This is a genomic window from Mucilaginibacter sp. P19 (assembly GCF_050632265.1).
Classification (GTDB): Bacteria; Bacteroidota; Bacteroidia; order Sphingobacteriales; family Sphingobacteriaceae; genus Mucilaginibacter; species Mucilaginibacter gossypii.
The window spans coordinates 2,201,111-2,212,663 of sequence record NZ_CP192586.1; the positions used below are offsets into that span (position 1 = coordinate 2,201,111).

At 44.1% G+C, this 11,553-nt stretch carries 10 protein-coding genes and 2 pseudogenes; 5 read left to right on the forward strand and 7 right to left on the reverse strand.

The features are described from left to right. Positions 1 to 266 precede the first annotated feature (266 nt). Both ACQ86K_RS10430 and ACQ86K_RS10435 read left to right on the forward strand, forming a co-directional pair. Positions 267 to 770 (forward strand): glycoside hydrolase family 20 zincin-like fold domain-containing protein, encoded by a 504-nt coding sequence (locus ACQ86K_RS10430; protein WP_431200307.1) that lies wholly within the window; start codon positions 267 to 269, stop codon positions 768 to 770. Next, the gene (locus ACQ86K_RS10435) at positions 757 to 2,058 is read left to right on the forward strand and encodes a beta-N-acetylhexosaminidase (protein WP_431200308.1); all 1,302 of its coding nucleotides are present in this window, start codon (positions 757 to 759) and stop codon (positions 2,056 to 2,058) included. The genes ACQ86K_RS10430 and ACQ86K_RS10435 overlap by 14 nt, the downstream gene beginning before the upstream one ends. Positions 2,059 to 2,099: 41 nt before the next feature. On the opposite strand, the gene ACQ86K_RS10440 is transcribed toward ACQ86K_RS10435, so the two are convergent. Continuing rightward, positions 2,100 to 2,441 carry a hypothetical protein gene (locus tag ACQ86K_RS10440; RefSeq protein WP_091168082.1) on the reverse strand — a complete coding sequence of 114 codons (342 nt, stop codon included), beginning with the start codon at positions 2,439 to 2,441 and terminating at the stop codon, positions 2,100 to 2,102. Between the two features lie 334 nt (positions 2,442 to 2,775). On the opposite strand from ACQ86K_RS10440, the gene ACQ86K_RS10445 reads away from it, so the two are divergent. The 3 genes from ACQ86K_RS10445 (at position 2,776) to ACQ86K_RS10455 (ending at position 5,435) form a co-directional block, all read left to right on the forward strand. Then, on the forward strand, positions 2,776 to 3,648 hold the full coding sequence (locus ACQ86K_RS10445; protein ID WP_431200309.1) for a cellulase N-terminal Ig-like domain-containing protein: 873 nt from the start codon (positions 2,776 to 2,778) through the stop codon (positions 3,646 to 3,648). After that, complete coding sequence (locus tag ACQ86K_RS10450; protein ID WP_431200310.1) at positions 3,627 to 4,550, forward strand: glycoside hydrolase family 9 protein; 924 nt, start codon at positions 3,627 to 3,629, stop codon at positions 4,548 to 4,550. The genes ACQ86K_RS10445 and ACQ86K_RS10450 overlap by 22 nt, the downstream gene beginning before the upstream one ends. 99 nt (positions 4,551 to 4,649) lie before the next feature. Beyond that, positions 4,650 to 5,435 (forward strand): alpha/beta fold hydrolase, encoded by a 786-nt coding sequence (locus ACQ86K_RS10455; protein WP_256337420.1) that lies wholly within the window; start codon positions 4,650 to 4,652, stop codon positions 5,433 to 5,435. On the opposite strand, the gene ACQ86K_RS10460 is transcribed toward ACQ86K_RS10455, so the two are convergent. From ACQ86K_RS10460 to ACQ86K_RS10485, 6 genes and pseudogenes are all read right to left on the reverse strand, one after another. Next, the gene (locus ACQ86K_RS10460; RefSeq protein ID WP_091168073.1) at positions 5,432 to 6,469 is read right to left on the reverse strand and encodes an Atu2307/SP_0267 family LLM class monooxygenase; all 1,038 of its coding nucleotides are present in this window, start codon (positions 6,467 to 6,469) and stop codon (positions 5,432 to 5,434) included. The two genes, ACQ86K_RS10455 and ACQ86K_RS10460, sit on opposite strands and share 4 nt — an antisense overlap. A gap of 3 nt (positions 6,470 to 6,472) precedes the next feature. Next, a complete protein-coding gene (locus ACQ86K_RS10465) occupies positions 6,473 to 7,312 on the reverse strand; it encodes a PA14 domain-containing protein (protein WP_431200832.1) in 840 nt (279 codons plus the stop codon). 15 nt (positions 7,313 to 7,327) lie between these two features. Continuing rightward, positions 7,328 to 7,426 (reverse strand): annotated as a pseudogene (locus ACQ86K_RS10470) (hypothetical protein); the annotation flags it as partial. Between the two features lie 28 nt (positions 7,427 to 7,454). Then, positions 7,455 to 8,801, reverse strand: a pseudogene (locus ACQ86K_RS10475) (beta-N-acetylhexosaminidase); the annotation flags it as partial. Between the two features lie 87 nt (positions 8,802 to 8,888). Next, entirely contained in the window at positions 8,889 to 10,799 is a 1,911-nt protein-coding gene (locus ACQ86K_RS10480) for an AAA domain-containing protein (protein WP_091168070.1), read from the reverse strand. 95 nt (positions 10,800 to 10,894) lie between these two features. Beyond that, positions 10,895 to 11,539, reverse strand: a complete 645-nt coding sequence (locus ACQ86K_RS10485; protein ID WP_091168066.1) for a response regulator — start codon at positions 11,537 to 11,539, stop codon at positions 10,895 to 10,897. Positions 11,540 to 11,553: the final 14 nt, after the last annotated feature.

Below are 11,553 nucleotides of genomic sequence, written 5' to 3' on the forward strand. Positions count from 1 at the left end.
CAGAACGCTCGTTTTGTGATTGTTCTTCGCGCTGTGGTAATTTTAGTAACGCTTTACATGTTGTTATAGCTAAACTCACAATCGTATCTCAAAAATTGTGAAACAATTTATACAACTCCCTGAGTGCATTGACAGGTGATTTCATGACCTTACGGATAACAACCTGCCCGGTTGCAGCAGTTAAACACTTTGTTACAAACAAATTACCGGGTTTTTCAAAGAAAATTCATATCATAGCAGCCCCAAACTATTTGAGTTGTTTTTAAATGAAATTTAAGATCGTACTTGTATTTATTTTGTTTTCCGGATACGTACGGGCGCAAAATGTCAATATAATCCCGCAGCCCAAGTCTGTTGTTAATGGTACAGGGCAGTTTACATTCAGTAATCACAGTACCGTTGGTGTAAATGATGCTTCGTTGTTGCCAATAGCCCGTTACTTCCAAAAACAGGTAAGCCAGTCGGCAGGTTTTACGCTTGCCGTTGATAATAAAGATGCAGGTAGTGTTATTCATTTGTTGTTAACCAATGGCGATCCCGCCGCGGGGGCATATTCCTTAAAAATTGTTGCCAATGAAATTACCATTTCTTCGTCAAACCGTGACGGGGTGTTTTATGGGATGATTTCCTTGCTGCAAATGATCAAAGACCAGCCCCGGGGCGAAACCATCAGCTTAGCGTCTTTAACCATTACCGATACGCCGCGCTATCAATGGCGGGGGCTAATGCTTGACAGAATCCCGCCATTTTTTCGGGATGGAAAAAGTTAAGCAAATCCTTGACTGGATGGCTTACTATAAGCTAAATAAGTTTCACTGGCATTTAACCGATGCCCAGGGCTGGCGTTTGGAGATAAAGAAATATCCTAAACTGACACTGATTGGCGGTATCGGTAATTACAGTGATTCGATAGCCGATCCTCAATATTATACCCAAACCCAGATCAAAGAGATCATTGCTTATGCTGCGGAAAGGTTTATAACCGTGATCCCCGAAATTGATATGCCCGGCCATGCTACCGCAGCTAACAAAGCGTATCCGCAGTTTAGCGGCGGCAGTGTTGAAGGCTATCCTAATTTTACTTTTAATCCTGCAATCGATAGTACCTACCAGTTTCTTGGTAACATCATTAAGGAAACCAGCACGCTTTTTCCTTCTAAAATGATCCATTTGGGAGGCGATGAAGTGGCCTTGGGTGTTAAGGCCTGGTCGCTTAACCCTTCAATAGCCGGGTTTATGCAGAAAAATAATTTTGCCGATGTAGGCGAGCTGGAGCGTTATTTCTTTAAGCGCGTAGCCGACACCGCCATAAATGCAGGTAATAAAGTATTGGCCTGGGATGAAGCAACCGGAACAAACCTGCCGGCTGATAAAACCATTATTTTTTGGTGGAGACAAAATTTACCGGGCCAACTGCATTTAGCCGTTCAAAAAGGCTACCAGGTAGTGCTTTGTCCGCGCCTGCCTATGTATTTTGATTTTGTGCAGGATGCTGACCATATCTCGGGCCGCAGGTGGAAAGGTGTGTATAATACTGTGGGCAGTGTTTATGGTTTCCCTGAAAGGCAGATGCAGAATAACGAAGACCTGCAATCAAAACAGATCATAGGTGTACAAGCCAATATCTGGACTGAAATGATCGGCTCTGAAAAGCGCCTTGATTTTATGCTGTTTCCGCGTATAGCAGGTTTGGCCGAAGCTGGATGGACAGCCCCTGAGCTTAAGGACGAAGAAGCTTTCAATAACCGTTTAAAAGCAAGTATCAAAATCTACGATGCAGCTAATATCTATTATTTTAATCCTTTTGATAAGTTTTTCCATGATGAGGCTATTGATTTTGGTCCGAAGATCAGGAAAATGGAGAGACCGGCAGATCAGAATATAGAAGATGAAGGTTACCGCCCGAGGAGAAGACATGGAAAGTCTTCAAAAAGAACCTCTCATTCGTCAAAACATTCTTCTTCATCAAAGCATTCTTCCTCTAAGAAGTCATCATCTTCAAAAAAATCTTCTTCTTCAGGTAAAAGCAAAAAATCATCTCATAAAAAAAGGAAATAACCTCTAGGTTATTTCCCTTTTGAAATTACTTCCGGATGTTATTATCTGTATGAAGATAAGTGCGTAGTTTTAATACTAAGGACAAACGATTTGCCAACGCTTATCTTTACATTTTTGTCCTTTAAAATCGCTTTAACAGCTTCATCGGCTTTAAGGAGTTCGTACAAATCGCGCGCCACTGCCGATCCGCTGATGTTGTTGGTGACCTTGCCGTTTTCGATATTGATATTAAAGGTATAACCGGATTTTCCCCTGCTGCCGGCCGCTTCAAAATCAGTTATATTTAACTTAAACTGCTGCTCGTCCTGCAGACTTCTTTTCAAGTGCAGGCGTATTACAGGCATGTACTTTTGCCACGTGCTTAAATAATTTCTTTCGTCCATAATAGTGTTTGTAAAAGCGAAAGCCCTCGTAAAGTATTTATACAAGGGCTTCGGTTATCGGGTTAAAGAGATTGTTACACCTCCCGGCATTAATAGTTTTCAATAAATCAGCTTAATGTAACGGCCAATTTTTATAAGTTTCAAAGTTACCTAAATAAAATGGGTAAACAGGCAGCATGTTATAGTTTGTTTTAATACCCCAATTAAATTATAAAGAGTTGTTGGATAAATTGTAGTGGTAAATTAGGGGGATGGTTGCCGATTTTTAGGCCAGGGTTACTAACTGTCGGTTTATAAATACTGTAAATTGCATTGATCATTAAACTTCATTTACATGAATTCATTTGTTCGCCAAATTATCCTGTCAGCCTTTTTTTCGCTGTTTTGCTGTCTGTGCAAAGCGGATCCTGTTTTTTACATGAACCAGGTGGGGTATGATGCCCGGGGAGCAAAAACTGTTGTTGTGCGTTGCGATACCAAACTTGTGCCGGGTATACTTTTCGCGTTGCAAAACTCAAATGGTAATGCTGTATATATTGCTCCGTTAAATGGTCCGTTAAAGGTTGAGGAATGGGACAAGGACGGATATTTTTACCAGGCCGATTTTTCGGAATTTACAGCGGAAGGGAAATACAGAGTTTACATTGGTGCCAAAGATTTTAGTTCTCAATCTGATTGGTTTCAGATTAAGGGAAACGCATTGGCAGTAACTACCATCCCATCGGTATTGAGTTATTATAATAAGCAGCGGGCTAACACACCAACGGAGCTGCAGGCCGACGCAGCCGTTCAACTTTATGGCAGCGATAAAACAGTCGACCTGCGTGGCGGCTGGTGCGATGCGTCGGGCGATGTAAGCAAATACTTTTCGCACTTAGCTTATGCTAATTTTATGTCGCCCCAGCAAATACCGTTGGTAACCTGGTCAATGATCAATACGGTGCAAACCGCGCTGGGTTTGTTAAATAAGCTAAACGTATATGACGGTATGGTGAACGAAGCACTCTGGGGTGCTGATTACATGATGCGCGCCCTGTCAAAAGACGATTATTTTTACATGATCGTATTCAGCTATTTTAATAAAGACCCTAAAGCCAGGCGTGTTGTAGGGCTAAAAGCAAACAGCGTTACTACAGATGAGTACCAGGCTGCTTTTCGGGAAGGAGGGGGATCGCTATTGCATCGTTGGCACGGATCTCGCAACTGAAAAAAGACGGTGACTTTAAGTCGGCGGAATATCTTGCCGCTGCCAAACGGGCTTTCGCGCACTTGCTGGCAAACAATACCAGATATGATGACGATGGCAAGGAAAATATTATTGATGATTATTGTGCCCTGATGGCTGCTACCGAATTGTGGATTGCTACCGATAGTTCCCTTTATCGTGATGAAGCCCGAAAACGTGCGCTAAATTTGAACAAGCGAATGAGCCCCGAAGGGTATTTTATTGCTGATGATGGCGACAGGCCTTTCTGGCACGCAGCTGATGCCGGCTTACCCGTTATCGCTTTATGCAGGTACCTGGATAAGGAGCAAGAAGCTGATGAGCGTTCTGGTGCGTTATCAACCATAAAAAAAGCACTGGATTATAACCTGAAGGTAACCGCTAATGTGGATAATCCGTTTGGCTATGCCCGCCAATCTTTTAAGTTTAGAGGTGCGGTAAAAGATGGCTTTTTTATCCCGCATGAAAATGAAACCGGCTGGTGGTGGCAGGGAGAAAATGCCCGCCTGGGTTCGCTGGCTGCGGCGGCATTGGTAGGGGGACGGTTAGTATATCCCGAAAAAGGTGGCTGGGGCATAAAAAGAGAACTGGCAGAGTATGCATCGCACCAGATAGCCTGGATACTGGGTTGTAACCCTTACCAAATGTGCTTTATGTATCAGTATGGTAAAAACAATGTGCCTTATATGAGTTCAAATTTCGGCCATGGATCGGGCAAGGGTGGGATTTCTAACGGAATTACCGGTAAAAAGGAAAATTCCGACGGCAGCGGTATCGATTTTAAAATAAAAGACAACGGCAACGAATGGCGATGGACAGAACAATGGTTGCCTCATGCCGCCTGGTATTTGCAGGCCGTTACCGCTATGGCTGTCCAGCAATAATTCGGAGCTGTCATTTTTTATACCTCAAATTGTCATATTTAATACCCGGTGCCTTATCTTCATACTGCTAAGTTTGTATTGAATTAAAAACCTATGGATATGACACAAACAAATATTGGGGGTAACTATGCCGTTGTTAACGGCCTTAAAATGTATTATGAAATTCACGGCGAGGGTTTCCCGCTGGTATTGATCCATGGCGGCGGTTCAGATATCGGCGTTACTTTTGGCAGGATATTATCTGCGTTTGCACAAAATCACCAGGTTATAGGGGTTGATCTGCAGGCGCATGGCCGTACGCCCGATAGAGGTGTACCTACCTCATTTGAACAAGATGCAGATGACGTAGCCGCTTTGCTTAAGCATTTGGACATAAAACAGGCCGATATTATGGGTTTTAGCAACGGAGGTAATACCGCCATGCAGGTAGCCATCAGGCATCCACAATTGGTTCATAAAATAGTGATTGCTTCTTCGTTCTATAAACGCAGTGGTTTTGATGACTGGTTTTGGGATTTTATGAAGAACGCAACCCTTGACAGTATGCCCAAACCTTTGCAGGACGCTTTCCTCGCCATAAACAATGACCAGGCCGCTTTAGAAATAATGCATAAGCGGGACCTTCATAGGATGCAGGGTTTTCAGGATTGGAGTGATGAGGCTATCCGTTCTATCACCATGCCCGCATTAGTTATTGCCGGGGATAAAGACGTGATCAGGCCTGAGCATACGCTTGAGCTATACCGCATGCTTCCCGATGCCCAACTTTGTATTTTGCCCGCAGGCCATGGCGATTATATAGGTGAGATTAGTGAGGTTCGTGAAGATGGGAACTACCCGGCGGTAACTATCATTGAAGAGTTTTTAACTAAGGCAAAAGCTTAAACTTTTGCCTTAGTTTCTTTACGTACAACAGGTGCAACCCTGGTGCCGTAAAGTTCAATTGCTTTTAAAATATCCTTGTGCTTGGTAAAGCCCGTAACTAACTGGGCTACGAAACGGGTGTTACCGAAAAGCTCATATTGTTGCATGATCTTGTCGATGGCTTGTTGCGGATCGCCTACTACCAATGGCCCAAAATCGCGAAGATATTCAAATTGTTCCCTTGTCATGGGCGACCAGCCCCTGTCTTTGCCAACACGGGTCATGAGGGCTTCGTAGCTTGGATAAAACTCGTCGGCAGCCTGTTGCGAGGTCCCTGCAATATAAAATTGCGAACTGATGGCCAATTGGAGCTTGCTTACATCGTGCCCGGCTTTGGCTGCCGACTCGCGATAAAGCTCAACAAAGGGTACAAAATGTTTTGGCGCGCTGCCCAAAATAGCGATGATCATAGGGAGGTTAAGTGCTCCTGCCCGTTTTGCTGAGGCAGGGGTTCCGCCAACGCCAATCCAAACCGGAATTTCCTGTTGCAGCGGACGAGGATATACGCCCTGGTTCCTGATTGGTGCCCTGAAATTACCCTGCCACGAAACAATTTCCTGCTTGTTAATCTGCAAAAACATTTCGAGTTTTTCTGTAAATAATGCATCGTAATCATCCAGGTCGAAACCAAAAAGCGGGAAAGATTCAATAAAGGAACCCCGACCGGCTATCATCTCCACGCGACCGCCAGATACCAGATCGGCAGTGGCGAAATTTTGAAATGTACGAACAGGGTCGACCGAACTTAATACGGTAACCGAGCTTGACAGCCGGATGTTTTTGGTAATAGCTGCTGCTGCTGATATCAATATTTCGGGTGCCGAGATCACAAAATCGGGCCGATGGTGTTCGCCGAAGGCATAAACATCTAAACCCACCTCATCGGCCAGCTTTACTTCTTCCAATAACTCCTCAACCCGCTTATGGGCATTTACGGCGTTGCCGCTCGTCCCATCGGGATGGATTTCACCAAAGGTGCTTATACCTAATTCCATGTATCAATAATAAAGATCGGCTGCGTTAAGCTCCTTCTTTTCAAAACTTCCGGGTGCGGTAACATATACTTTAAGTGGTGCTGCACGTTGCCTGTACCTGCCGGTTGGGGGAGGCGGTGCGTTGTATATATACTTTACCTTTAATTGATGAAAACCTTTCGCCAGTGGCAGCGCATATTCGGCTTCTGTTAGTTGTTCACCATCAATAAATAACTGGCTGGCGGCATAATTTGCAAGGGTAAAGTTATAAGTACCATCGGCCAATATATTCACGTAACCGTCATAAACTACACCAAAATTCGGGTTGTCTTTTTTCAAAGCTTCAGCATCCAGTTTATTGCTGACAGCCGAATCTTGAGGTGCTGTATAACTAAGCTGATCGGGTGAGGTGAATGTATTTTTTGTCCACTTGTATTTAAGCCCCTGTTTATTGGCCGTGTAGGTTACCGGAGGTAGTGGCGCTTTATTGTACATCAAAGTGCGGGTGGCGATACTCCTGCGCCCGGATGGTGTAATTACCCTTGTCCTCAATTCCCGTTTTTCGTTTTGCGGAATGGAGAACGTGATAGGCCCCTCATACTGCAAATCGGTATCCAACGGGTCACGGCCGTTTAATGTATAATAAATCTTAGCGCCGGGTACCACCGATTTTAGCGTGTAAACAAAATGAGGGCCTACTACCATGGTATCAATTGTTGTCAGCGCAGTGGGAACACGGTAGTTATAATTGATGGCATCAAGCTTTGCAAAGTGTTTGGCCAGCCTTACTTCGGAAAAATTTGTATAGTCCTTGTTCTCCGGCTTGCTCCAGGCTACTTCTGAAAGGGCGAATACTCTCGGCATGATCTGGTATTGAAGTTTGGCTACGGTAGGCACATACTCTGTCCACAAGTTGCCCTGGGTGCCTATTACATATTTCTGTCTCGTCGGGAGTAAGCTGCTTTGAAACCGGATCATAATTGTATGTTTCTTCTAAAGTAGCATAACGGCCAAATGATACCGGCTCCTGCGGCGAACTGCTTTGATAATGATCAAAGTAATTACCGGTGGTTTGCGGTGTCATGATCACATTATGTTTTTGATGGGCAGCGTTAATGCCGCCTTCCTCGCCCTGCCAGCTCATCACGGTGGCGTTAGGGGCGAGGCCGCCTTCTAATATCTCATCCCAGCCTATAATGCTGCGGCCTTTGGAATTGATGAATTTTTCTATCCTTTGGATAAAATAGCTTTGCAGTTCTTTTTCATCTTTCAAGCCTTTTTCTTTCATCAAAGCCTGGCAAAATGCCGATTGTTTCCATGGTTCTTTACCTGCCTCATCACCGCCTATGTGAATGTATTTACTTGGGAATAAAGCCATCACTTCTGTAAGCACATCCTGTAAAAAGGTAAACGTTTGTTCGGTAGGGCAGTACAAATTATTGATATCGCGCGGGGCTTTTTGTCCAACTACTGTATCACATTTAAACTCAGGGTAAGCACGTAAGGCAGCTTCGGAATGGGCAGGCATTTCAATTTCGGGGATAACGTTGATATACCTGTCGGCCGCGAATTTTACTACCTCTTTAATTTGATCCTGGGTATAATAGCCGCCGTAGCTAAGCGAATCGAGCCAGTCGCGGTTGCTGCCAAACATGGTTTGCTGACGGAATGCACCCACCTGCGTAAGTTTAGGATATTTTTTGATTTCGATACGCCATCCCTGGCCATCAACCAAATGCCAGTGAAAGGTATTGAGTTTGTAAGAAGCGATAAGTTCGATCACCTTTTTTACCTGCGGAATGGTGAAGAAATGACGCGATACATCCAGCATCATTCCCCGGTATCCAAAGCGCGGCGAATCTTCAATTACCGCGCAAGGCAATTTGTAAACGGCTGCGTTTTCAACCGGGAAAAGTTGCAGTAAGGTTTGGATACCGTAAAACAGGCCTGCATCCTTACCAACTATGATGATATTACGAGGGGTGATGGTTAGTTTATAACCTTCCGCGGGTAATTTATTGGCTCCCTTTGCAGTTAAGATCAGCCCCCTGCTTTTTGCGGCTTTAAGCTTTGAATTGTATTTAGTTATTTTAATATTCAGGCGCCGGGTATCCTGCAGATAGCTTTTTAGCCATAAAACAGCTTTATCTTTCGGATTATCAGCCTTGATTGCTGTAAGCTGGCTAAATGTAAACGTGCCGCTATTTTTGGTAATGGAAGCAGGGGCAGGGATAATGCCCAAATGCGGATCATCGGTAGTGACCTGGGCCGATACTTTGTTTGTTTGCCCTAAAAAGATAAAAAAGCTTGCGAGCGTGATGAGTTTTGTTAAATAGTGTGCTTTAAAATTCATACAGGCGTGGATAATGATGAAAGGATAAATTTAACCATTATCCTATGCTGTAATGATGCTAAAGCTTATGTAACAAACAATTGACGTTTAATCGTAGCCTGCGTAATCCCATGCGCTTTGATAGCCGTTTAGCTGTTCCGTATAACTGATCATATCTCCATAAAAGGGAGCATACGCAAGTGTTGAGCTGTCGCCGATCATTACCAGTTTTTTGCGGGCGCGGGTCATGGCCACGTTCATGCGGCGGATATCGTTCAGGAAGCCTATCTCTCCGTTGGTATTGCTGCGTGTGAGGCTGATGTAAACCACGTCGCGTTCCTGCCCCTGGAAACTATCAATCGTGTTCACGGCAATTTTATCTGCGTAAACCATCAACTCTGTCGAATCCAATAACAATTGGTTTAAAATCCTGATCTGTTCCTTGTAAGGAGATATAACTGCAACGGTTGGGAAGTTTTCCGACGGATAATGTTCCTTAAGCTCACCAACCAGCTTATGCAGATGTTTAAACAGGAATGCAGCCTCTTCAGGATTCGCCGTGCTGGTGCCTTCCTGTTTTTCATCGTAACCACAGCCCGCGGTATCGACAAAGCTTACAGGCAAATCGCCGGGAATTAACAGCTGATGGGCAACGGTGGAGTGCGCCTTTAACCTGTTGTCATAAAACTCTTTGGATGAAAATCCCATAATGGCTTCATTCATACGGTATTGTTCTTCGAGCAATATCGCGGATTCGGGGTGGAGGACAATGCATTTCTCAAGCAGGGTAGTGCTAAGGCCATCCTTACTTGCCTGTTGCGATTTGATGGTAGGCGGGAGCTGCAAATGATCGCCGGCAAAGATCACTTTTTGCGCCTTCGATATCGGGATCCAGCAGGCGGGCTCAAGCGCCTGACCGGCTTCGTCGATAACTACCGTATGGAATTTTAAATTGCGGATGGTATAATGGTTAGCGCCTACAAGGGTTGCCGTAATTATCTGCGCTTTACCAATCAGGTCCTCCGTAATAAATTGTTCGGTTTTATCCACTTCTTTAATGAGCTGGTGAGCTGCATCAAAAAGTGCTTTGCGCTGATCACGTTCGGCTTTGCCAAAATTGCGCTTGTATTTGTGCGCCATGTTCTTGTACTCTGAAGCCTGCTTTTTAAGCTTTTTAATCTCCTTCATATCGCTATGGGCACTTATCCTGCTATCTAAAGTTAAAGCCATTAACTTTTCAGATACCCTTGCCGGATTGCCAATGCGGAGTACATTTAAACCTTCATTACTTAACTTTTCGCTTAGCAAATCAACCGCTGTATTACTTGGCGCTACAACAAGGATCTGTTGTTTGTTTTGCCTGATAAGTGCCTTGATAGCCTGTACAAGCGTGGTTGTTTTACCGGTGCCCGGAGGGCCGTGAACTATTGCAAGCTCCCGTGCCTCAATTATTTTTTGAACAGCCTGCTGTTGTGAAGCGTTTAAACCATTAAGCGGGTAATGAATTGTTTCGGGGATAAAAGCCGGCGTACTTTGCCCGGTTAACACCCGGGTGAGATGGCCTTCTTTATGATCATCAACAAGCCTGGCAGATAGTTTGAGCGCCTTCTGCATCTCGTCATAACTGTTATCATCAAACAGCAGGTCGATGCCGAGTTTGCCGCTCCTGGTCCAGTCGGGCAGCTCGTCGGTGTTCAAAGTTAATTTTAGGCGGTTACCGCCTTGGTATGATACCGTGCCGTTTACACGATCGGTTTTAGGATCATGGTTGGAGAACAATGCAGCTGAAGCGCCGAACCTGAACTGGTGACTAAGGTCTTGGTGAGAAGGCCGTTCCACCTCAACCGTAAGGTAATCGCCGCGTCCTATTTCCGTGCCTTTTATGGCTATGGGGTACCATGTAAGCCCTGCTGCCCGGCGTTCGGCAGCTGAAGATGTTTCAGTTAGTTTGAGGTAAGCCTGGCGGTCTTCGTCCTGCTCAGTTTGCAATAAGCTGAGCAGTTTTTTAAAATAGTCCATTTTGCAAAGGTAAAGCTTAAGCCTGGCTTTTGTATAATCACATAAAACACAAAAGAGGACTTGAATGTCCCCTTTTTCATATCCTGATTAACAAATTATTGCTGCCAGTTAGGTGCCGGTTTTGTTTCAAGAGCAATTGTATTCCTTGAAAGCTCTTCGTTTATCTTACCCAAAAAATGCCTTGTTAATGGTTTTGAAATAAAGCTTTTGACAAAGGGATATGCTTTAGCCCGTTTCTGATCGGCAGGGTCAACAGAGTTTGAAATAATATAAACCGAAACAGGTTTTACTAATGAGCTGTAAATGTTATTGAATAACTTTAAAAATTCCCACCCATCCATTACCGGCATATCGAGGTCAAGAAAAATAATGTTGGGTATTTCTGCATGTTTATCCCGGTTGTTATATAATGCTTTGTAAACAGGTTCCGGATCCATATAAAAACTTGCATTTAACCAATTATCTTTCAATATGATTTTAACCGTTTCATGAAAAATAATGTCATCGTCAATGATAGCGACCGAACGGTGCTGATCGTCTTTAATAAGATTGAGGATATCTTTTTTGATTTCGATAAGTAACGGAGACAAAAGTTCAGTACCGCATTCAATACAATTCAAGGTACGTGATAACGCAACCTCAAGTGGTACTTGTATTGATAAGCAGGTGGCATCGTTATATATGGAGTTTGCGCAATCTTTATTAAAGCAATAACAGGTGATTTTTTCGGTGCTGGCCATAGTGTAAAGGTTTT